Source organism: Frondihabitans sp. PhB188, from assembly GCF_003752365.1.
Lineage (GTDB): Bacteria > Actinomycetota > Actinomycetes > Actinomycetales > Microbacteriaceae > Frondihabitans.
The window spans coordinates 436978-458592 of sequence record NZ_RJUO01000003.1 but is presented as its reverse complement, the minus strand read 5'-3'; the positions used below and the strand labels follow the sequence as shown (position 1 = coordinate 458592).

The window sequence follows — 21615 nt, the reverse complement described above, 5'->3', positions numbered from 1 at the left end:
CTCCGCGGCGAAGCCGCCACGACGACTCCGGGCTAGGGGCGCAGGCTCGCGGACGCGAACTCGCGCATCCCCTCGTCGAAGCTAACCGCCGGTGCCCAGCCGAGCTCGCGACGGAGGCGAGCCGACGACGCCGTGATGTGGCGGACGTCGCCGGCGCGGTACTCACCTGTGGTGACCGGCGGGAGCCCTCCGCTGTGCCGCGACAGGGCGGCTGCCATCTCTCCGATCGTGTGGACGTCGCCTGATCCCACGTTGTAGGCACGGAAGGTCCGCGGCTCCTGGGCCTTCGTGGCGTCGAGCGCGGCGAGGTTGGCGGAGGCGACGTCGCGGACGTGCACGAAGTCGCGGCGCTGTGCTCCGTCTTCGAAGACGCGCGGTGCCTCACCGCGCTCGATGGCGGAGCGGAAGAGGCTGGCCACGCCGGCATACGGCGTGTTCTGCGGCATGCCGGGCCCGTAGACGTTGTGGTAGCGGAGGGCGATGGCTCGCCCGCCGGTGGAGCGGGACCAGGCGGTGGCGAGGTGCTCCTGCGCCAGCTTGGTCGTCGCGTAGACGTTGCGGGGGTCGAGGGGGGCGTCCTCGCTGATGAGCTCGGGCGTCAGGAGGTCTCCGGCCGCGTCTCGGGGGTCGAAGACGCCGGCGTCGAGGTCGTCGATACGGCGGGCTGCCGGTCGCACGATGCCGGACGGGCCGCGGTAGGCGCCCTCGCCGTAGACGACCATCGACGACGCGATGACGAGGCGGTCGATGCGGGCGCGATCCATGGCGGCGAGCACGACGGCCGTGCCGACGTCGTTCGAGGACACGTAGTCGGGGGCGTCCTGGAAGTCGACGCCGAGCCCGACCTTCGCAGCCTGGTGGCAGACGGCGTCGATGCTGTCGAGGGCGGCGTCGACCACGGCGTGGTCGCGGACGTCTCCCTCGACGAAGTCGACGCGCGGGTCGGGTTCGGGCTTCGCGCCGTGAACGTCGGAGCGCAGGCTGTCGAGCACGCGGACGCTGTGCCCCGCGGCGAGGGCCGCCTCGACGATGGTGCTGCCGATGAACCCGGCGCCGCCGGTGACGAGCAGCATCAGCGCGTGACCGGCCGAGCCAGCACCTCGGCGACAGCGGCCGGTGCGATCAGCTCGCCCGACGCGTAGTCGGCGGGGATCGACGAGACGATCCGCTCGATGGCGGCGACGATGCGCGGCTGCGCCTCGGCGAGCCGGGAGAAGACGAGCTCGGCGCTGACCGCATCGCCGTCGGTCTCGTCGTCGTCGGACGGCGCCAGACCCGCGTCGCTGTCCGTGACGAACGAGAGGTTGACGGTGCCGATGTTGAGCTCTGCCGCCAGCGGGACCTCCGGCGCCATCGTCATGTTGACGGTGTGGGCGCCGAGCTGCCGCCACATCACCGACTCGGCGCGCGTCGAGAACCGGGGTCCCTGGATCACGACGCAGGTGCCCGAGGGAGCGAACGAGCCCAGTTCGGCGGCGAGCGCGTCGACCGCGAGCGACCGGAGCATCGGGTCGAACGGGTCGGCCGCCGCGAGATGCTGCACCGACCCCTCGTCGTAGAAGGTGTCGGCGCGTCCCCAGGTGCGGTCGATGAACTGGTCGGTGACGACCAGCGTTCCCGGCGGGTAGTCGGGGTGGACGCCGCCGACGGCGGACGACGAGACGATCGCCCTGGCGCCGAGCGACGCGAGCGCCCAGATGTTGGCGCGATAGCCGATGCGGTGCGGCGGCACCGAGTGGTCGCCGCCGTGCCGGGTCAGGAACGCGACACGCCTGCCGCCGATCTCGCCGATCGTGACGGGGCTCGAGGTCGGCCCGTACGGGGTGTCGATCACGTGCGACTCGGCCTCGGGGAACAGCGAGTACAACCCCGATCCGCCGATCACGGCGATGTCGACGCGCGGCGCGGAGCCGCTCGCCGGGGCGTCTGTGGATAACTCACGAGGCACCGATGTCATGGATGCGAGACTATCGGGAGCAGCCCGGCCGAAGATGAAAGAGAGGCGCGAGTGCGCACTATCGAAGAGCACGCCGAGGCCGTCGCCGGGCTGGTGGCGCGGGTGTTCGAGGGGCTTTCCACCGAGACCCTGAGCGTCGACTCACGCCTGCTGGCCCGCGGCGACAGCTCCACTCGACGGCGGGTCCTCGCGGCAGACGTGGTCGCTCCGATCGACCTCCCTCCCTTCGACAACTCGCAGATGGACGGCTATGCCGTTCGCAGCCGCGAGCTCGCCGACGGGCCGAGAGCCCTGACGATCGGGCGCAGGATCCCGGCCGGCGTCGCACCCCCACCCTTAGAGGCCGGCACCGCCGCCCCGATCATGACCGGCGCACCCATCCCCGATGGGGCCGACGCGGTCGTGCAGATCGAGGTCGCCGACCCGCCGCGGTTCCTTCCCGAGGGCGAGCACGGCGACGTCGTGCTCCCGCACGCGCCCGCCGGGCAGTTCGTGCGGACCGCAGGCTCCGACGTCCGCCGAAACGACCTGCTGTTCGCCGCGGGCACGGTGCTCGGCCCGGCCCACTGGGGCGTGCTCGCCTCGGCCGGGGTCGCCGCCGTCGACGTCGTCGCCCAGCCGCGCGTCGCTGTCGTCTCGACGGGGTCGGAGCTGCGGGTCGAGGCCTCACCCGCATCGGCACCCGCACTGAGACCTGCGTCCGGGCAAGCACCTGCGTCCGCGCCGGCACCTGCGTCTGCGCTCGCCGCCGCTGAGATCCACGACGCCAACGCGGCATCTCTCAGCGTCGCCCTCACCGATCTCGGGGCTCGAGTCGAGGTGTTCCAGGTGCCCGACGCCGTCGACGCCCTCCTGGCGCTGCTCGTCGGGTTCGCCACCGCCGACGGCCCGGCGTTCGACCTCGTCGTCACCACCGGCGGCGTGAGCGCCGGTGCCTACGAGGTCGTCCGCGAGGCGCTGGAGCCCCGTGGCATCGAGTTCGGCTCGGTCGCCATGCAGCCCGGCGGCCCGCAGGGGTGGGGTACCCTTCCCGTCGGCGAGGCCTCGCTGCCGGTGGTGTGCTTCCCGGGCAATCCCGTCAGCGCACTCATCTCGTTCCAGGCTTTTCTGCGGGTGCCGCTCGCCGCCGGGGCCCGCCGAGCGCTCCCGCGACGCGACGCGACGGCGGTCCTCGCCGAGGGTGCCGACTCTCCTCCAGGCAAGCACCAGCTCCGTCGAGCCCGCCTCGATGCCGCCGGGCTCGTCCACTTCGTCGGCGGCCCGTCGTCGCACCTCCTCCACCAGTACGCGCAGGCCACCGTGCTCGCGCACATCCCCGTCGGCGTCGGCCGCGTCGAGGCCGGCGACGAGGTCGTAGTGTGGGCGCTCGATGACTGACACCACGCCTCCCGGAACGCCGCAGCCCGCCCTCTCGCACGTCCGCGCCGACGGCAGCGCCCACATGGTCGACGTGACGGCGAAGGCCGAGACGAAGCGGATCGCGACCGCGCAGGCCGTGCTCCGCACCCGCGTCGACGTCGTCGCCCGGATCGTCGACGGCAGCCTGCCCAAGGGCGAGGCGCTCAGCACGGCCCGCATCGCCGGGATCATGGCGGCGAAGCAGACGTCGACGCTGATACCGCTGTGCCACCCGCTGCCCATCGGATCGGTGACCGTCGACTTCACCTCCGAGGGCGACTCGGTCACCGTCATGGCGACCGTGTCGACGCGCGGGGTCACCGGCGTCGAGATGGAGGCGCTCACCGCCGCCAGCGTCGCGGCGCTCACCCTCTACGACATGATCAAGGCCGTCGACAAGCTCGCCGAGATCGGCGAGATCAAGGTGCTGGAGAAGTCGGGTGGCAAGAGCGGCGACTGGAGCCGGGCATGACGGCGGGCGACCCCGCCGAGTCGACCCCGGCGACCCCGCTCGGTCAGCCTCGCACGGCGCTCGTGGTGGTGGCGTCGACGCGGGCAGCGGCCGGGACGGCTGAGGATCGCACCGGCCCCGTGATCCTGCGCTGGCTTCGCGACCGCGGCTTCGCCGTCGACGAGCCGGCCATCGTGGCCGACGGCGAACCGGTCGGTCGGGCTCTGATCGCCGGCATCGCGCAGCCTGTCGACCTCGTCGTCACGACCGGCGGCACCGGCGTGACGCCCACCGACGCGACGCCCGAGATGACGCTGCCCCTGCTCGACAGGCAGCTGCCCGGGGTCGAGGAGGAGCTGCGGCGCCGTGGCCTGGCGGTCACGCCCACGGCTATGCTGAGCCGCGGCGTGGTCGGCGTCGCGGGGCGCACGCTGGTCGTCAACCTCCCGGGATCGCCCGGCGGGGTGAAGGATGGCCTGGCGGTGCTCGACACCGTGCTCGACCACCTGCTCGACCAGATCACCGGGAGCGACCATGGCTGAATCGTCCGTCCTGCAGGCTCGCGTCACGTCCGACGTGCTGGGCGTCTCCGACTGCGCCGACCTCGTGCGGCGCGCGCACGCCGGTGCCGTGGTCACGTTCGAGGGCGTGGTCCGCGACCACGACGGCGGCCGGGAGGTGGCGGCGCTCGAGTACGAGTCGCATCCGACGGCCGGTGACGTGATGGCAGAGGTCGCGGCCGAGGTCGCGAAGGCCCACCCCGGCGTGCACATCGCCGTCGAGCACCGCGTCGGCGCGCTGATGATCGGCGACGTCGCGCTCGCCGCCGCCGTGTCGAGCGCGCACCGCGCCGAGGCGTTCGCGGCCTGCGGCGCCCTGGTCGACGAGATCAAGAAACGCGTGCCGATCTGGAAGAAGCAGGACTTCGCCGACGGATCGAGCGAGTGGGTGGCGTCGCTGGGCTGAGAGGTCGGCGGGGGTCGGCGTCAGCCCGTGCCGCCGGGCGGAGCCCCGCCGTTTCGGCTCGCGCCCGCCGTCGCGCGGGCGGGATCCTGCCGATTCAGCGGGCCCAGCCCCGCGGCCGCGAGCCCGTTCCGCCACCGCAGGGCCCAGCCGGTCGGACCGCCGGCCGATACCGCCTACCCTTGTCAGGTGGCACACCTCCTCGGCGCAGAAGCGCTTCACCTCGAGTTCCCGACCCGCGTCGTCTTCGAAGGCGTCACCCTCGGCATCGACGAAGGCTCGCGCATCGGCGTCGTCGGCCGCAACGGCGACGGCAAGTCGACGCTCCTCTCCATCCTCGCGGGGCGGCTCGAGCCCGACTCCGGCCGGGTCACGACTCGCCGCGGCGTCACGATGGGCGTGCTCGACCAGCGCGACATCCTGCCCCTCGACGCCATCGTCAGCGAGGTCATCGTCGGCGACCGTGAGGAGCACGAGTGGGCCGGCGACTCGCGCATCCGCGACGTCATCTCCGGTCTCGCGACCGATATCCCGTGGGGCTCCACGATCAATGACCTCTCCGGCGGCCAGCGCCGCCGTGTCGCCCTCGCGGCCCTGCTCGTCGGCGACTGGGACATCCTGTTCTTGGACGAGCCCACCAACCACCTCGACGTCGAGGGCGTGGCATGGCTGGCCGAGCACCTCAAGCGCCGCTGGTCGTCGAACCAGGGCGCGCTCGTCGTCGTGACGCACGACCGGTGGTTCCTCGACGAGGTGTCGACCGACACGTGGGAGGTGCACGACGGCATCGTCGAGCCCTTCGAGGGCGGCTACGCGGCGTACGTGCTGCAGCGCGTGGAGCGCGACCGCTCGGCCTCGGTCACGGAGGCAAAGCGGCAGAACCTGATGAAGAAGGAGCTGGCCTGGCTCCGCCGCGGTGCTCCGGCCCGCACGGCGAAGCCGAAGTTCCGGATCGAGGCCGCCGAGACGCTGATCGCCGACGAGCCGCCCGTCCGCGACAAGGTGGCCCTGAGCCAGATGGCGACGTCGCGCCTGGGCAAGCAGGTCGTCGACATCATCGAGGCTGACGTGTCGTACGGCGAGCGGCAGATCCTGAAGAACATCGAGTGGCGCATCGCACCGGGGGAGCGCACCGGCATCCTCGGCGTCAACGGGGCCGGCAAGTCGACGCTGCTCAAGCTCGTCACGGGCGAGGTCGAGGCCACGGCAGGCCGCGTCACGCGCGGCAAGACGGTCAAGTTCGCGATTCTCGACCAGCAGCTCTCCGACCTGGCCGAGTTCGCTGACGAGCGGGTCAACACCGTGGTCGGCCGCTACCGCACCTCGTACGTCTCGGGCGGCAAGGAGATGACGCCCGGCCAGCTCCTCGAGCGCCTCGGGTTCACCACGCCGCAGCTCCAGACCGCCGTCAAAGACCTGTCGGGTGGCCAGAAGCGCCGCCTGCAACTCCTGCTGATCCTGCTCGACGAGCCGAACGTCCTGATTCTCGACGAGCCCACGAACGACCTCGACACCGACATGCTCGCCGCGATGGAAGACCTGCTCGACACCTGGCCGGGCACTCTCCTCGTCGTGTCGCACGACCGGTACCTGCTCGAGCGCGTCACCGACATGCAGTACGCCGTCATCGGCGGACGCATGCAGCACCTCCCCGGCGGAGTCGACCAGTACCTGGCTATCCGCCGCGAAGCCGTCGACGGTCAGGGCGAGGCGACCGACCGGCCCACCGCCACCCAGGGGGCCAGTGCCTCGGTGGTCGCCGCCGCGAAGGCCTCCGGGCTGTCGGGCGCCGAGAAGCGCAACGCCGAGAAGGAGCTCGCCTCCCTCGACCGCCGCCTCAAGAAGGCCGGGGTCGAGCGCCAGACCCTCCTCGACACGTTCGCCGCGCACGACCCCAACGACTACGCCGGGCTCGGCGAGCTCCAGAAGCAGGTCGCCGCGGTCGAGTCCAAGGCCGAGGAGCTCGAGCTCGCCTGGCTGGCCGTCAGCGAGAAGCTCGAGGGCTAGCGGCTCGGCCCTGCACAGGGCTGAATCGACGCAGGAACGACCGGCCTCAGTCCCCGAGGCTCAGCGACAGCGCCCGGAGCAACCCCGCCAGCGCCTGCCGCTCGTCGGGGGAGAGGTCGACGAGGAGTTCCTGCTCTGCCTCGACCAGCTTCTCGATGGCCGCGTCGACGACCCGCCCGCCCTCGCGCGTGAGCCGCACGAGGATTCCGCGACCGTCGCTCGGGTCGGTGCGCCGATCGACGAGCCCGCGGGTCTTCAGGCGGTCGATGCGGTTCGTCATGGTGCCGCTGGACACCAGGGTCTGCGTCAGGAGCGCCTTGGGCGACAGCTCGTAGGGGGCGCCGGCGCGGCGGAGGGCGGAGAGCACGTCGAACTCCCACGACTCGAGCTCGCTCGCGGCGAAAGCGGAGCGGCGTGCCCGGTCGAGGTGCTTCGACATGCGGCCGACCCGCGACAGCACGTGGAGGGGCGCGAAGTCGAGGTCGGGGCGCTCGCGGTTCCACGCGGCGACGATGCGGTCCACCTCGTCGTGCGTGCCCTCGGCGTCGGGTTCGAGCATCCTGCCATTATGGCCGTGCCCGCCGTGTCGGCGGGGTGCTTCGGCGGGTGCCGGTCGGCTCGGGCGGGCCTCCGGGGGCGTGCCCGTACCGACCAGCACCCGCCTACACCGCGCGAGCCGCTCCGCGCGCCGGCACAGGCGCGATCTGGCAGACTGATTCGGCGCCTGAGCGCGCGATCCGCCTTGGTGTAATGGCAGCACGACAGCCTTTGGAGCTGTTAGGTCTAGGTTCGAGTCCTGGAGGCGGAGCCGAGCGAGCGGTCAGCTCTCGCCGGAAAAGCGCCGTGCCGCCGCCATTATGGTGGCGGCCACCGCCTGCACGGGCTCGTTCTGATACAGGGCGGCGGACAGCTCACGCTGCAGGAGCTCGTTCTGCTCGGCATCGAGACCGGGGACGGAGATCGAGTCGGTCTCCGTGTCGTAGGTGATCCTCATCGCGTCGGCTTCCTTCTCTGCAGATCTGCTGCTCAGTAGGCGGGTGTGGCGCCGGCGATGGTGATCGTGGCCCCGGAGGTGTAGCTGGATTCGGGGCTGACGAGGTGGACGTACGCGGCGCCGAGCTCCGCCGGCTGCCCCGGACGACCGTACGGGGCCTGCTCGCCGAACGAGAAGACGGTCTCGGCGTCGTCGGATCCGGGCTGCAGCGGGGTCCAGACGGGGCCGGGCGCGACGGAGTTGACGCGGATGCCCTTGGGGGCGAGCTGCTGAGCGAGGGCGGCCGTGAAGACTCCGATGGCGCCCTTGGTGACCGCGTAGTCGATCTTGTCGGGAGACGGCTGCGCGCCTTGGACGGACCCCGTGGTGACGATGCTGGAGCCGGGCTCCAGGTGCGGGATCGCCGCCTGGCACAGCCAGAGGAGCGAGTACACGTTGGTCTTCATGGTCGAGTCGAACGCCTCGGTGGTCAGCGTGAGGATGTCGTCGTTGCTGTCCATGCGGCCGGCGACCATCACGAGGGTGTCGAGCCCGCCGAGCTCCGAGACGGCCTTCTCGACGAGGTCGTGGCAGTACTGCTCGTCCGAGATGTCGCCGGGGAACAGGATCGCCCGGCGCCCCTCGCCCTCGAGGAGATCGCGGACTTCCTCGGCATCGGTCTGCTCGTCGGGAAGGTAGCCGATGACGAGGTCGGCTCCCTCGCGGGAGAGGGCGATCGCCGCTGCTCGGCCGATGCCGGAGTCGCCGCCCGTGACCACGCCGCGGAATCCCTTCAGGCGTCCGAGCCCGACGTAGCTGCTCTCGCCGTGGTCCGGTCTCGGGTCCATCTTCCAGGCGCCGCCGGGAAGCGACTGCTCCTGCTTCGGGAACGGCGGGGCCGGGTAGAGGGAAACGGGGTCGACTTTGTCGTACTGGCTCATGGGTCCAGCATTCTCGTCGCCCTCGTCGTCGGGCCGAACTCGCCTACCCCTTGACAGGAGGTCCATCGGGCTCGGCCCGGTCGGAGAAGCTCAGGACACCCCGGGCCCGGATCTGCAGGTCGACGTCCCTGCGCGGCCCCACGGCCGCCGCGCCGTAAGCTGATCCGGCGTCCGGAACCCGACGACCTCAGGAGAAACCGTGCCCCCACTCGCCGTCATCGTCCTCGCCGCTGGGCAGGGCACGCGCATGAAGTCCTCCACCCCGAAGGTGCTGCACCGCCTCGCCGGCATGCCGATCGTGCACCACGTGCTCGAGACCGCCCGCGCGCTGGAGCCGGAGCACCTGCTCGTCGTGGTGCGTCACGACCGCGAGGTCGTCGCCGAGAGCGTCCGCGAGGCCGCGCCGCACGCCCGCTTCGTCGACCAGGACGAGATGCCCGGCACCGGCCGTGCCGTCGAGCAGGCAGTCGAGCAGCTCCCCGCCGACTTCGACGGCGACGTCGTCGTGGTCAGCGCCGACGTCCCCTTCCTCGACCTCGCCAGCGTCTCGGCCCTGCTCGAGCTGCACCGCGAGCAGGCGGCCGAGGTCACGCTGCTGAGCGCGATCGTCGCCGACCCGACGGGCTACGGCCGCGTGATCCGCCAGGGCCGCTCGGTGACGCGCATCGTCGAGCAGAAGGACGCATCGGCGGACGAGCTCGCGGTCACCGAGATCAACTCGGGCACGTACGCGTTCACCGTCGCCGCGCTCCGCAGGCATCTCCAGTTCGTCACGGCCGCGAACGCCCAGAACGAGAAGTACCTCACCGACATCGTCGGCCTGGTCGCGGTCAACGGCGGTGTCGTGGCCGCGCTCCCGGTCTCGGAGTCGTGGCGCGTCGAGGGCATCAACGACCGCGTGCAGCTCGCCGCGGCTGCCCGTCGCCTCAACGACCGGATCGTCGAGCACTGGCAGCGCGAGGGCGTCACGATCCTCGACCCCCAGACGACGTGGATCGACCGCGACGTGAGCCTCGCCGCCGATGTGGAGATCCTGCCGGGAACCCAGTTGAAGGGGGCGACCGTCGTCGAGACCGGCGCGATCATCGGCCCCGACACCACCCTGGTCGACACGGAGGTGGGCGAGGGCGCGACCGTGAAGCGCACGGACGCCACGCTCGCCGTGATCGGCGCCGGTGCCACGGTGGGTCCGTTCTCGTATCTGCGGGCCGGCACGATCCTCGGGGCCGACGGCAAGATCGGCGCATTCGTCGAGACGAAGAACGCCGACATCGGGCGCGGCTCGAAGGTGCCGCACCTCAGCTATGTCGGCGACGCCGAGGTCGGAGAGAGCGTGAACCTCGGTGCCGGGTCGATCACGGCGAACTACGACGGCGTGGACAAGCACCGCACCGTCATCGGCTCTCACGTGCACGGAGGCGCGCACACGGTCTACGTCGCGCCCGTTAGGATTGGCGACGGAGCGGCGACCGGGGCCGGAGCAGTCGTGCGCAAAGACGTGCCGGCGGGTTCGCTGGCCCTCACTGTCGCTCCGCAGCGCATCATCAGCGGATGGACCGAGGCCAAGCACCCCGGTTCGGCTGGGGCCCAGGCCGCAGCCGCCGCACGAGACGACGAATCGGCAGCCGTTCCCTCCGAGCGGGCCAGTGCCGAGGCCTCACGGCCAGAGAGCGAGTGACGTGTCCGGAATCAAGATCACCGGCGAGAACCGACTCGTGCTGGTGACAGGCCGCGCACACCCTCAGCTCGCGATCGACATCGCGGGAGAGCTCGGCACGGAGCTCACTCACACCGACGCTCGCACCTTCGCGTCGAGCGAGATCTACGCCCGCTACGACGACAGCGTCCGCGGCTCCGACGCGTTCGTGATCCAGTCGCACACCCGCCCGATCAACGAGTGGCTCATGGAGCAGCTCATCATGGTCGACGCCCTCAAGCGCGCCTCGGCCAAGCGGATCACGGTCGTCGCTCCCTATTACCCCTACGCACGCCAAGACAAGAAGGGCCGCGGCCGCGAGCCGATCTCGGCCCGCCTGGTCGCCGACCTGTTCAAGGCCGCCGGCGCGCACCGCATCATGAGCGTCGACCTGCACGCCCCGCAGATCCAGGGTTTCTTCGACGGCCCCGTCGACCACCTCTTCGCGATGCCCGTGCTGCTCAAGCACTTCCAGGAGAAGCTCGACGCGAGCACGCTGACCGTCGTCTCGCCCGACATGGGGCGCGTCAAGGTGGCCGACATCTGGAGCGAGAAGCTCGGCGCCCCGCTCGCCATCATCCACAAGCGCCGCGACCCCCGCGTCATGAACGAGGTCTCGGTGCACGAGATCGTCGGCCAGGTCGAGGGGCGCGTGTGCCTGCTCGTCGACGACCTCATCGACACGGGCCGCACGATCGCGAAGGCCGCCGAGGCCCTCAAGAAGGCCGGCGCGCTCGGCGTCATCGTCGCCGCGACCCACGCCGTCTTCTCCGACCCGGCGCCCGAGATCCTGCACAACGAGTTCATCGACTCGGTCGTCGTCACCGACACCCTGCCGCTCACCGAGCACCAGAAGTTCCCGACGCTGACCGTGCTGCCGATCGCACCTCTCATCGCGCGGGCGATCCACGAGGTGTTCGACAACGGCTCGGTCACGTCCATGTTCGACGGAGCCGCCTAGCCCGTGGCCTCTGAAGCTGCGCTGCCGAAGCTCGTCGTGCTCGACTTCGACGGCACGGTGTGCCTCGGCGACGACCCCGTCCTCAGCTACGCGCGGCACCTCGACGAGGCGCTGCCAGCGCCGCGGCGGGTGGTCGAGGCGACGGTGGCGCAGTTCCTGCGCGGCCCTGATGAGCAGGTCGCAGGGCTGCGTTCGTCTGCAGGGCTGCATTCGTCGGCAGTAACTCGCGCCGCTCACCTCGACTCCGTGGTCGACGCCGCCGACGGCTACGCGGCCGCCGCCACGCTCGCGACGGAGCTCGGGGCGACCCCGGCGCAGCTCGGAGCCGCGTACGAGGCCAGCCGCGTCGAGCTGGCGGAGGGTCGCCTGGAGACGTGGGCCCCCGAGGGGGTGGGCGAGTTCCTGCGCGAGATCGACGCGATCACCGTGCTCGTCACGAACGCGACGGCGACCGGCGTGGAGGCGCAGCTCGTGCACCTCGGCCTCGACGGAGTGTTCGACGAGGTCGTCACCAGCGCTGGCAAGCCCGCGGGCATGGGCCCGATCCTGACGAGGCTCCGCGCCGCGCACGGCCTGGCCGAGGCTCCGGAGCGCCTGCTGAGCGTCGGCGACATCTGGCGCAACGATCTGGCTCCCGCCGCCGAGCAGGGGTCGGTGACGGCGCTCATCGAGCGGTTCGCCGCCGCCGAGGCCGCGCCGTCGTACCGGGCGCCGACGTTCGAGCAGCTGTACGCGCCCCTTCGGCTTGGGCCGCCACCGCCTGACGCCCTCGGCGAGTTGCCCCGATCTGGGCGACCGCGTCGTCGAGCTGCCCCGATCGGGGGAAGTCGGCAGCGCCGTCGCCGACTACGCCCCGACGGGCGCCGGCGTCACCTTGAACCGGCGGCCCGGGTGGTCGGCCGACAGATGCGCGCCGGGGCGCCCGAGAACCTGCTCGCGCAGCGTCCCCTCCAGCGGCTCGGCGGGCATCCGACCGCGGCGACGGAGCTCGGGCACCACGAGCTCGGCGAAGTCGACGCAGTCGGCCGTGCCGAAGAGCGGCTCGATCATGAAGCCGTCGAGGTCGGTCTCGTCCATGATCTGCTCGAGCCGGTCGGCGACCTCGATCGGGTCTCCGACGAGCTGCAGCCCGCGGGTGCCCTTGCCCTTGAGGTCGTCGAGGATCTCGCGCACCGTCGGCGGCTTCGATCCGTCGGTGGGGAGGAACCTGTCGATGTTGCTCTGCGCGATCTGGCCGATCTGGCCGCCGTCGTCGCGGAGCTGCGTGAGGTCGCGCTCCGGGTCGAGGTCGAGCAGGTTGATCCCGGTGTTGCCGGCGTAGAGCACAGCCACCACCTCGTCGCTCTGCATGGCGTCGAACTCGGCGCGGAGGCGGTGGGCCTCCTCGCTCGTCGGGGCGACGGTGACCGAGAGGCCGATCATCGTGACGATCGACGCGGGGTCGCGTCCGTTCTCTGCCGCCTTGGCGCGGATGTCGGCGACGTTGGCCTTGGTCGCGGGCCCGGTCGTGTACTGCACGAACACGCCCTCGGCGTTGCGCGCGGCGTAGGCGCGGCCGCGGGCCGAGGTGCCGGCCTGGAACAGCACCGGGGTGCGCTGCGGCGACGGCGTCGAGGTGAAGTAGCCGTCGGAGCGGAAGTGCTTGCCCTCGAAGGTGATGCGGTGGATCTTCGACCGGTCGGCGAGCACCTGCGTCTCCTTGTCGCCGATGTAGGCGTCGTCCTCCCACGATCCTTCCCAGAGGGTCATGGCGAGGTCCAGGTACTCGTCGGCTTGGTCGTAGCGGTCGTCGTGCTTGACCATCTCGGTGTGGCCGAACAGCTCGGCGACCGTGTTGGCCGAGCCGCCCGTGACGATGTTCCAGCCGACGCGGCCGCCGGTGAGGTGGTCGAGCGTGGCGAAGCGGCGGGCGGTCTGCAGCGGGTGGTCGAGGCCGGTGGCGGCGGTGACGACGAAGCCGAGGCGCGAGGTCTCGCGGGCCAGCGTGGGGATCAGGAGCGCAGGATCGATGCCGGCGAAGTTGATGCCGCCGCGGGCCGCCATCTCGGGGAGGTCGCCGTCGATCGACGGATAGCCGAAGCCGTCGGCGAAGAACAGGAAGTCGAAGCCGGCGTCGTCGAGGACTTTCGCCATGCCGATCCAGAGGTCGAGCTCGCGGTAGCGGACGGAGTCGCTGCGGGGGTGGAACCAGCTGCGGGTACCGCCGACCTGGGGGGAGGCGACTTCGAACACGCCGAGGTGGATCTGCTTCATGGGATCAGTGAACCAAGTGGTTCAGGTCAAGTCCAGCCACGAAACAGAGACTTAACAATCCATCGGGTCAGGGCCGGGTCGCACGGGCCACGAGGCCCGCGTGAGCGTTCGCCGCGGCCCGGCGGACCACGGCCCCATCGCCCAGGCTCAGGAGCGAGGCCTGGAGTCCGCGCCACAGGGCGACCGTCTCGTGGCCGGCGTCGAGGGCCTCGTCGGCGGAGAGCCCCGCGTCTTCGAAGGCCGCGGCCACGTGCTGCACCCACTCGGTGCCGATGAGCCCGAGCAGCGCCTCGAACCTCTCGCGCTCGAAGCCGGCGAGGCCGAAGATCTCGAAGAAGAGCCGGTGAAACGGGAGGTTCTCGGGCAGCGCGATGACGTCCCAGGCGCTGCCGATCCGCTCGGCGAGCGAGAGCGACCGGTCGTCGAGCAGCTCGGCGACGAGGGCCATCGTCGGGAAGCGCGACTCGGCGCCGTGGAGGGCCGTGACGATGAGCTCCTCGCGGCTGCCGAAGTAGTAGAGCAGCATCCTGTTGTTCGAACCGACAGCTGTCGCCAAACTGCGTAAGGTGATCTGCGCGATGCCGTGGTCGATGACGTGGTCGACGATCTTCGCGAGGAGATCGTCGCGGCGCCCGGTCGGATCCGGCGTCGGGTGCTCGTTCATGGAAGCGACGCTAACGGTTCGCCGAGGATGCGACGACGGCAACACTCCCGAAATACGGGGGTAACAATCGCCGTCTAGCGTTCCGAGAATCACGGATTGATGCCAGGGCATGCAGCGGAAACAAACTCGCCCCGAACGATCCCCACTTCCCGAGACACCTAGCCCCTTGGAGTGCCCATGAGCGCCTTCTCTGCCCCGCCCGTGCTGAAGAAAGACCTCGACCGTCGCGCGTTCTTCCGCCTCGGCGGAACCGTCGGCCTCGTCGCCGGAACCACCGCGCTCCTCGCAGCGTGCTCCACCGACAGCCCCTCGTCGACCTCGTCGTCGGGTGGAGCCGCCGCCGCCGGAAGCCTCGGCACCATCGCCGTCCAGCTCTCGTGGATCAAGAACATCGAGTTCGCCGGCGAGTACTTCGCCACCGAGAAGGGCTACTACACCAAGGCCGGCTTCAAGGGCGTCACGCTCCTCGCCGGTGGTGGCCAGACCGGTGCCGAAGAGGCGCTCGTCGCCGGCCAGGCGCTCGTCGGCCTGTCGGGCCCGTCGATCACGGCTCCGGCGATCCTCAAGGGCGCACCCCTGAAGATCATCGGAACCACGTACCAGAAGAACCCCTTCTGCCTCCTGTCGCTCGAGGAGAAGACGCCGATCAAGACGGTCGCCGACCTCAAGGGCAAGAAGATCGGCGTGCAGTCCGGCGGCAACCAGACCACCTTCGAGGGCTTCCTCAAGGCCAACGGCCTGACGACCTCCGACGTGACGCTCGTCACCACGCAGTACGACATCGCCCCCCTCGAGGCCGGCAAGTACGACGCGCACATGTCGTACCTCACCAACGAGCCGCTTCTCGCCGAGGCCGACGGCTTCACGCCCGTCACCCTGGGCTTCGCCGACAACGGCCTCCCGTTCGTCGCCGAGACCTTCACGGTCACGCAGGACACCATCGACAACAAGCGCGACACCCTCAAGGCCTTCCTCAAGGCCGAGATCCAGGGCTGGACCGACGCGGTCAAGGACCCCGAGCAGAGCGCGAAGTACGCCGTCGAGAAGTACGGCAAGGACCAGGACCTCGACCAGGCCGAGCAGGTCAAGGAGATGACGGCCCAGAACAGCCTCGTCCTCACCGACGACGTCAACTCGAACGGCCTCTTCACGATGACCGACGAGCTCGTCTCCGAGACCATCAAGTCGCTCGGCGACATGGGCACGACCATCACGGCCGACAAGCTCTTCGACCTCTCGATCCTGAAAGAGGTCTACAAGGAGAACCCCGACCTCATCACCTCCTTCACGATCCCGGCTTCCTGATAGCTCCGCTCCAGTAGAGATGTCCTTCATGCCCAGTACTCAGCTCGCCCTCGCCACGAACGACCCGGCCGGTTCGCCGGACCTTGCGACCGGCATCAACATTCAGGGACTCACCAAGACGTTCCAGCTCGGCCGCAAGTCGGTGCAGGCGCTGTCCGAGGTGAACCTGGGCACGAAGAAGGATGCCTTCCTCACGCTCCTCGGCCCGTCGGGATGCGGAAAATCGACGATTCTCCGCATCCTGGCGGGGCTGGAGACCCCGACCACCGGCTCCGTCGTCGTGAACGGCAAGTCGTCGGCCGAGGTCCAGAAGAGCCACGAGACCGGCATCGCCTTCCAGGACAGCGCGCTGCTGCCCTGGCGCACGGTCGCCAAGAACATCCGGCTGCCCCTCGAGGTGGCCGGCATCACCCCCGAACCCGGCCTCATCGACGACCTGATCGACCTCGTCGGCCTCAAGGGCTTCGAGAACGCCAAGCCCGCCCAGCTCTCGGGCGGAATGCGCCAGCGCGTGTCGATCGCCCGCTGCCTCGCGGTGCAGCCGACGATCATGCTCCTCGACGAGCCGTTCGGCGCCCTCGACGACATGACGCGCCAGCGCATGAACGTCGAGCTCCTCCGCATCTGGACCGAGAAGCCCTCGACCACCCTCATGGTGACGCACGGTATCTCGGAGGCGGTCTTCCTCTCCGACGTCGTCGCGGTCATGAGCGCTCGCCCCGGACGCATCGCCGAGGTCGTCGAGATCGACCTTCCGCGCCCGCGCCTCCCTGAGCTGACCCGCACCCCCGAGTTCCACGCCTACGTCGACCAGATCTCGGAGATCCTCTTCGGAGCGCACGGGGCGGCGACCGATGACTGACATCAGGAGAGAGTACGAACGCGATCTCTCGCAGAGCATCGCGCTCGACGCCGAGACGAGCAGACGCACCCGCCGCTCCGTCATGGGCACGTTCCACGCCATGCCGCCGTGGGTCGGGGCCGTCGTCGGCATCGTCGTGATCCTGATCGTCTGGCAGATCGTCGCCGTCACGATCTTCAAGGTCACCGGCAGCGTGCCGCAGCCCGGCCTCGTCTTCGCGCAGCTCTTCCACGACCTGACCGACTCGGTCTACTGGAACGCCATCGCCAAGACCGCGTCCAGCGCCGGCTGGGGCTTCCTCTGGGGCAACGTCATCGCGCTCGTGCTCGCCGCGCTCGTGCTGGTCTTCCCCTGGTTCGAGGGCATGTCGACGCAGCTCGCGGTGGTCACGACATGCATCCCGCTGACTGCGATCGCCCCGATCGTCACCCTGCTGATGCCGGCCGGCAGCCGCACGACGTCGATCTTCCTGGCGGCGCTCAGTGTCATCTTCACGACGGTGGTCGGCACGATCCTCGGCCTGAACGCCGCCAGCCAGACTCAGATCGACGTGATCCGCGCCTACGGCGGCTCGCGCTTCACCGTGCTGGTGAAGGTGCGCCTCATCGCGGCCCTCCCGAGCATCATGGCCGCCCTCAAGCTCGCGGCGCCCGCGGCGTTCCTCGGCGCCGTCCTCGGCGAGTACTTCCTCATCGGGGTCGACTCCGGCATCGGCATCCTCCTGCTCGCAGCGACGGCCACCGCCGCCTCGGTGAAGCTCTGGGCGGTCGCGCTCATCAGCGCCGGCGTGGCCGGCCTCGCCTACTTCGTCATCGGACGCATCGGACGCCTCGTGGCGCCCTGGTCGGCCGGCGACGCCCGAGCTGGAGGAGGGTTCTGATGGCCACCGCACTCACCACCGCCCGTCGCGCTCCCGTGACAACGACGGCGAGCGCGTCCACCGCCCGGTTCATCGGGCGCCGCGTCGGGCGCACCGTGCTGACGATCGCGATCTCGCTGATCCTCATCTGCATCGCCTGGCAGCTCGCCCTGATCGCTCTGCACGCCAATCCGCTGATCGCCAAGACGCCACTCGACGTGTACCGCTACCTGTTCGTGGACAGCGCGGGCACCCCCGCGAACGACGCCTCGAAGAACCGCGAGGTGCTCGTGGGCCTCAGCGGCGAGACGCTCTTCCACTCTCTCATCGGCTTCGTGTTCGGCGTCGGGGGGTCGGTCGTCATCGCGATCGCCTTCACGCTGATCCGCCCGCTCGAGTTCATGTTCATGCCGATCGCCATGGTGCTCCGCACCGTGCCGCTGCTGGCCATGGCCCCCGTCATCTTCCTGATCTTCGGCGTCGGCTGGGTCACGGCCGCCTTCGTCGGCGGCGTGGTCGTCTTCTTCCCGCTCCTGGTCAATCTGACACTGGGCTTCAACTCGGTCAGCGCGCAGTCGGTCGACCTGATCCGCGTCTACGGCGGCAACCGCTGGACGATCATGCGCCGCGTCGCGATCCCGACGGCGCTCCCGCACTTCTTCGCCTCGATGCGGATCGCCGTCCCCGGTGCGATCACGGGTGCGATGCTCTACGAGTGGCTCTTCACGTACCAGGGGCTCGGCGCCGCAGTCACCAGCGCCAAGGCGCAGTTCGACTACGGCCAGATCTGGGCCATCGGCGTGATCGTCACGGCCCTGTCGGTGCTCTTCTACACGATCGCGACCTTCGTCGAGACGGCTGTCCTGGCCAAGTGGGGCCCTGACGCCGGAAAGGCCGTCACGAAGTGACCCGCACCGTCCACGTCGATACCGATACCGGCATCGACGACGCGTTGGCCCTGCTCTTCCTCGCCGCGCAGCCGGATGTCGAGATCGTCGGCATCAGCGCCGTCTACGGCAACTGCGTCGTCGACGACGCCCTCCGCAACATCGGCCACGTCACGCGCCTCGGAGGCCGGCCTCTGACGCCCGTCTCCCGGGGGGCCGCCGGCCCGCTCGCCGCGGAGGCGCACATCGCGCACTACGTCCACGGTCACGACGGCCTCGGCGACGTCGTCGAGACGCGTCTCCTCCCCGAGGTGCTCCTCGAGCTGACGGCGGCCGAGCACCTCGTGAAGTCCGCGAACGACGCCCCGGGCGAGGTCGACCTGCTCACGCTCGGCCCCCTGACGAACCTGGCCCTGGCACTGGCGCAGGATCCCCTGCTCTTGACGAAGTTCCGGTCCGTCACGATCATGGGCGGCAGCGGGCCCTTCCCCGAGCTCGGCGCCAGCCACATGTTCGACGCCAACATCCAGAACGACCCGAAGGCGGCTAAGGCGGTCTTCTCCGCACCGGCCACCCGTCGGGTCATGGTCGGAGTGAACGCCACGGGGACTGTCTTCACCGACGAGGCCGACATCAAGGCCCTGCACGCCTCCGGCACCCCGACCGGCACCTTCGCCGCCGACATCCTGGAGTCGTACCTCGACTTCTACCAGTTCGCCTGGGGTCGCCGCGTCAGCCCGGTGCACGACGGACTGGCCGCAGCCCTGACGGTCCGCCCCGAGTGGATCGCCGAGTCGGCGAGCGGGCCCGTCAACATCACCGACGACGGATTCACGGTCCGGGCGCGCATCATGACCGCCGCCGACGGCACCCCCGTGCCGTGGGCGATCGACGAGGTCCCCGACACGATCGCCGTCCTCACCGTCGACATCGACGCATTCCACCGAGCATTCCTCGACGCCCTCGTCGGCGGCGGGGCTCGCACCCAAGGAGCACCCGAATGACCGAAGCACCCGCAGCCGTCCGCGACCTCGTCGCCGTCCGCGACCTGAAGGACCTCCCGAAGGCCCACCTCCACATCCACCACGAGGCGGCCATCCGGCCAGAGACCCTCGCCGAGATGGGGGCGGCGGAGGGCGTCGATGTCAGCGTCCCCGATCACTTCGACGACTTCAGCGACTTCAGCCAGACCTACCGCGGCATGCTGCAGGTGCTGTCGATCAAGGAGAACCTGTTCCGCCTGATCGAGGAGTCGATCGAGGACTGCGCTCGCGACGGCGTCGCCTACGCCGAGTTCGGCGCGAGCCCGCACTTCTACGTCGACACCTTCGGCTCGACCGAGCTGGCCCTCGACGCCATGATCGAGAAGGCCCGCGAGTACGGCGCCAAGTGGGGCGTCGAGGTCGGCTACATGATCACGGCCGACCGCGTCGAGAGTCCCGACGAGGCAGTGACCTACGCGAAGACGGTCGCTCCCTACGCGGGCCGCGGCGTCGTCTCGTTCGGTCTCGCCAACGACGAGCGCGGCCACCCTGCCGCGCAGTTCGAGGAGGCCTTCCGCATCGCCAAGGAGGCCGGGCTCCTCGCGACTCCGCACGCCGGCGAGCTGGCCGGCCCCGACGAGATCCTGTCGGCGCTCGACGTGCTCGGTGCCGACCGCATCCTGCACGGTGCCACCGCCGTGCAGAGCGACGAGCTCGTCGCCCGCCTCGCGCAGGACGGCACCTGCCTCGACCTCTGCCCGACGTCGAACCTGCTGCTCGGCGTGGTGCCGACCCTCGAGGCGCACCCGCTGAAGACGCTGCTCGACGCCGGCGTGCGCTGCTCGATCAACGCGGACGACCCGGTGCTGTTCGGCCCCGGAATCCTCGAGGAGTACCAGCTCTGCCGCGATGTGCTCGGCCTCAGCGACGAAGAGCTCGCCGCGTGCGCGCTCTCGTCGATCGAGTGCAGCGGGGCGTCCGAGGTCGTGAAGCAGAAGGCCGTCGCCGGCATCGCGGCGTGGCTGGCGTGACCCGGCGCCTCGTCTTCGAGGGCGCCTATGTCGCGACGGTCGACGCGGCGGGCTCCGAGTTCGCGGCGGGCCACGTCGTCGTCGACGACTCGCGCATCGTCGCGGTGGGCGACGGGCCCGCCCCGGAGTGGGCCGGCCGTGCGTCGGGCGACGTGACCGTCGAGCGCATCGACGCTCGCGGACGCCTCCTGACGCCCGGACTCGTCAACACCCACCACCACCTGTACCAGTGGCTCACGCGCGGCATCGCGCAGGACTCCATCCTGTTCGACTGGCTGGTCGCGCTGTACCCGACCTGGGCGCGCATCGACGAGACGCTCGTCGAGGCCGGCGCGGAGGCAGGACTGTCCGTCCTCGCCAAATCGGGCTGCACCCTCGCCGCCGACCACCACTACGTCTTCCCCGCAGGATCCGGCGACATCCTCGGCGGGATCGTCCGGGCGGCGGCCCGTGTCGGAATCCGGCTCCACGGCACCCGCGGCTCGATGGACCTCGGACGCTCGGCCGGCGGCCTCCCGCCCGACTTCGCCGTCGAGACCACGTCCGCCGCCCTCGAGGCGTCCGCGGTCGCCGTCGAGAAGTACCACGACGCGTCTCCCGACGCCATGACGCAGATCGCGCTGGCGCCGTGCTCGCCGTTCTCGGTGACGTCCGACCTGCTGCGCGAGGCCGCCGTGCTCGGGCGCTCGCTCGGGGTGCGGCTGCATACGCACGGTTCCGAGACCGTCGAAGAGGACGCCTTCTGCCAGGAGCGCTTCGGAAAGACGCCGACCCAGTACCTCGACGATCTCGGCTGGCTCGGCGACGACGTGTGGATGGCGCACAGCGTCCACCTCGACGAGCACGCGATCGCCCGCTTCGGCTCCACCGGCACCGGCAGCGCGCACTGCCCGTCCTCCAACGCGCGCCTCGCCGCGGGGATCGCGCCGATCCCGCAGCTGCTCGCCGCCGGGGCTCCCGTCGGGCTCGGCGTCGACGGCTCGGCCTCGAACGAGTCCGGCCAGCTCGGCACCGAGATCCGCCAGGCCGTGCTGATGAACCGGCTCCGCGCCGGGGCCGACGGCTTCAGCGTGCGCGACGGACTCCGCATCGCGACCATCGGCGGCGCCCGGGTGCTCGGACGAGACGCCGATCTCGGCTCGATCGAGGTCGGCAAGCTGGCCGACCTGGCGCTCTGGGACGTCTCGGGCGTCGAGTTCGCCGGCCTGGTCGACCCGGTCGCAGCTCTCGGCCTGGCGTCGATGCCGCCGGTGGCGGGACTGTTCGTCGGCGGCGACCGCGTCGTCACGGACGGCCGCCTGACGACGGTGGACGAGGTCGGCGTCGCGGAAGCGGCGGCACGGGCGACGACGGAGCTGCTCGGGCGGGTGTGAGACGGACGGGCGGCGGGACAGTTCCTGCGCCCGCCGCCCGTGCTCTTCTCT

Annotated in this window: 22 protein-coding genes and 1 tRNA gene; 15 read left to right on the top strand and 8 right to left on the bottom strand. The window is 70.6% G+C overall.

Annotated elements, in window-relative coordinates; genetic code table 11:
- Positions 1 to 32: 32 nt before the first annotated feature.
- Both EDF46_RS10935 and EDF46_RS10930 read right to left on the bottom strand, forming a co-directional pair.
- On the bottom strand, positions 33 to 1073 hold the full coding sequence (locus tag EDF46_RS10935) for an NAD(P)-dependent oxidoreductase (protein ID WP_199738262.1): 1041 nt from the start codon (positions 1071 to 1073) through the stop codon (positions 33 to 35).
- The gene (locus EDF46_RS10930; protein WP_123506294.1) at positions 1073 to 1957 is read right to left on the bottom strand and encodes an MTAP family purine nucleoside phosphorylase; all 885 of its coding nucleotides are present in this window, start codon (positions 1955 to 1957) and stop codon (positions 1073 to 1075) included. Before EDF46_RS10930 ends, EDF46_RS10935 begins: the two co-directional genes overlap by 1 nt.
- Positions 1958 to 2008: 51 nt before the next feature.
- Between EDF46_RS10930 and glp the strand changes: the two genes are divergently transcribed.
- The 5 genes from glp (at position 2009) to EDF46_RS10905 (ending at position 6776) form a co-directional block, all read left to right on the top strand.
- A complete protein-coding gene (gene glp / locus EDF46_RS10925; RefSeq protein ID WP_233579997.1) occupies positions 2009 to 3334 on the top strand; it encodes a gephyrin-like molybdotransferase Glp in 1326 nt (441 codons plus the stop codon).
- Positions 3327 to 3827, top strand: coding sequence for a cyclic pyranopterin monophosphate synthase MoaC (moaC, locus tag EDF46_RS10920; protein ID WP_123506292.1), 501 nt, complete (start codon positions 3327 to 3329; stop codon positions 3825 to 3827). Before glp ends, moaC begins: the two co-directional genes overlap by 8 nt.
- Positions 3824 to 4348, top strand: a complete 525-nt coding sequence (locus tag EDF46_RS10915) for a molybdenum cofactor synthesis domain-containing protein (protein ID WP_123506291.1) — start codon at positions 3824 to 3826, stop codon at positions 4346 to 4348. The genes moaC and EDF46_RS10915 overlap by 4 nt, the downstream gene beginning before the upstream one ends.
- Entirely contained in the window at positions 4341 to 4772 is a 432-nt protein-coding gene (locus EDF46_RS10910) for a molybdenum cofactor biosynthesis protein MoaE (protein ID WP_123506290.1), read from the top strand. The genes EDF46_RS10915 and EDF46_RS10910 overlap by 8 nt, the downstream gene beginning before the upstream one ends.
- Positions 4773 to 4958: 186 nt before the next feature.
- The gene (locus EDF46_RS10905; RefSeq protein ID WP_123506289.1) at positions 4959 to 6776 is read left to right on the top strand and encodes an ABC-F family ATP-binding cassette domain-containing protein; all 1818 of its coding nucleotides are present in this window, start codon (positions 4959 to 4961) and stop codon (positions 6774 to 6776) included.
- Positions 6777 to 6822: 46 nt separating this feature from the next.
- On the opposite strand, the gene EDF46_RS10900 is transcribed toward EDF46_RS10905, so the two are convergent.
- Positions 6823 to 7335: a MarR family winged helix-turn-helix transcriptional regulator gene (locus EDF46_RS10900; protein WP_123506288.1), complete on the bottom strand. Its 513-nt coding sequence runs from the start codon at positions 7333 to 7335 to the stop codon at positions 6823 to 6825.
- A 177-nt stretch (positions 7336 to 7512) separates the two neighbouring features.
- Between EDF46_RS10900 and EDF46_RS10895 the strand changes: the two genes are divergently transcribed.
- A tRNA-Gln gene (locus EDF46_RS10895) sits at positions 7513 to 7584 on the top strand.
- 12 nt (positions 7585 to 7596) lie between these two features.
- Here EDF46_RS10895 and EDF46_RS18340 read toward each other — a convergent pair.
- Together EDF46_RS18340 and EDF46_RS10890 are read right to left on the bottom strand one after the other, a co-directional pair.
- A complete protein-coding gene (locus EDF46_RS18340; RefSeq protein WP_158614222.1) occupies positions 7597 to 7770 on the bottom strand; it encodes a hypothetical protein in 174 nt (57 codons plus the stop codon).
- A gap of 32 nt (positions 7771 to 7802) precedes the next feature.
- Positions 7803 to 8690: an SDR family oxidoreductase gene (locus EDF46_RS10890; RefSeq protein WP_123506287.1), complete on the bottom strand. Its 888-nt coding sequence runs from the start codon at positions 8688 to 8690 to the stop codon at positions 7803 to 7805.
- A 199-nt stretch (positions 8691 to 8889) separates the two neighbouring features.
- Here EDF46_RS10890 and glmU point away from each other — a divergent pair, with 199 nt between their 5' ends.
- Together glmU and EDF46_RS10880 are read left to right on the top strand one after the other, a co-directional pair.
- Entirely contained in the window at positions 8890 to 10368 is a 1479-nt protein-coding gene (glmU, locus tag EDF46_RS10885) for a bifunctional UDP-N-acetylglucosamine diphosphorylase/glucosamine-1-phosphate N-acetyltransferase GlmU (protein WP_255410951.1), read from the top strand.
- Position 10369: 1 nt separating this feature from the next.
- A complete protein-coding gene (locus tag EDF46_RS10880) occupies positions 10370 to 11347 on the top strand; it encodes a ribose-phosphate diphosphokinase (protein WP_123506286.1) in 978 nt (325 codons plus the stop codon).
- A gap of 266 nt (positions 11348 to 11613) precedes the next feature.
- On the opposite strand, the gene EDF46_RS10875 is transcribed toward EDF46_RS10880, so the two are convergent.
- The 3 genes from EDF46_RS10875 to EDF46_RS10865 form a co-directional block, all read right to left on the bottom strand.
- Positions 11614 to 11883 (bottom strand): hypothetical protein, encoded by a 270-nt coding sequence (locus tag EDF46_RS10875; protein WP_148061193.1) that lies wholly within the window; start codon positions 11881 to 11883, stop codon positions 11614 to 11616.
- Positions 11884 to 12193: 310 nt separating this feature from the next.
- On the bottom strand, positions 12194 to 13600 hold the full coding sequence (locus EDF46_RS10870) for an NtaA/DmoA family FMN-dependent monooxygenase (RefSeq protein ID WP_123506284.1): 1407 nt from the start codon (positions 13598 to 13600) through the stop codon (positions 12194 to 12196).
- Between the two features lie 67 nt (positions 13601 to 13667).
- The gene (locus EDF46_RS10865; RefSeq protein ID WP_123506283.1) at positions 13668 to 14264 is read right to left on the bottom strand and encodes a TetR/AcrR family transcriptional regulator; all 597 of its coding nucleotides are present in this window, start codon (positions 14262 to 14264) and stop codon (positions 13668 to 13670) included.
- A gap of 177 nt (positions 14265 to 14441) precedes the next feature.
- Here EDF46_RS10865 and EDF46_RS10860 point away from each other — a divergent pair, with 177 nt between their 5' ends.
- From EDF46_RS10860 to EDF46_RS10830, 7 genes are read left to right on the top strand one after another with little or no spacing between them, the layout of a single operon-like run.
- Entirely contained in the window at positions 14442 to 15569 is a 1128-nt protein-coding gene (locus EDF46_RS10860) for an ABC transporter substrate-binding protein (protein WP_123506282.1), read from the top strand.
- A 28-nt stretch (positions 15570 to 15597) separates the two neighbouring features.
- Positions 15598 to 16431: an ABC transporter ATP-binding protein gene (locus EDF46_RS10855; RefSeq protein ID WP_233579996.1), complete on the top strand. Its 834-nt coding sequence runs from the start codon at positions 15598 to 15600 to the stop codon at positions 16429 to 16431.
- Positions 16424 to 17311 carry an ABC transporter permease gene (locus tag EDF46_RS10850; protein WP_123506280.1) on the top strand — a complete coding sequence of 296 codons (888 nt, stop codon included), beginning with the start codon at positions 16424 to 16426 and terminating at the stop codon, positions 17309 to 17311. Before EDF46_RS10855 ends, EDF46_RS10850 begins: the two co-directional genes overlap by 8 nt.
- Entirely contained in the window at positions 17311 to 18198 is an 888-nt protein-coding gene (locus EDF46_RS10845; RefSeq protein WP_123506279.1) for an ABC transporter permease, read from the top strand. The genes EDF46_RS10850 and EDF46_RS10845 overlap by 1 nt, the downstream gene beginning before the upstream one ends.
- Positions 18195 to 19181: a nucleoside hydrolase gene (locus EDF46_RS10840; protein WP_123506278.1), complete on the top strand. Its 987-nt coding sequence runs from the start codon at positions 18195 to 18197 to the stop codon at positions 19179 to 19181. The genes EDF46_RS10845 and EDF46_RS10840 overlap by 4 nt, the downstream gene beginning before the upstream one ends.
- Positions 19178 to 20191 carry an adenosine deaminase gene (gene add / locus EDF46_RS10835; RefSeq protein ID WP_123506277.1) on the top strand — a complete coding sequence of 338 codons (1014 nt, stop codon included), beginning with the start codon at positions 19178 to 19180 and terminating at the stop codon, positions 20189 to 20191. Before EDF46_RS10840 ends, add begins: the two co-directional genes overlap by 4 nt.
- Positions 20179 to 21564 carry an 8-oxoguanine deaminase gene (locus EDF46_RS10830; RefSeq protein WP_233579995.1) on the top strand — a complete coding sequence of 462 codons (1386 nt, stop codon included), beginning with the start codon at positions 20179 to 20181 and terminating at the stop codon, positions 21562 to 21564. Before add ends, EDF46_RS10830 begins: the two co-directional genes overlap by 13 nt.
- Positions 21565 to 21615: the final 51 nt, after the last annotated feature.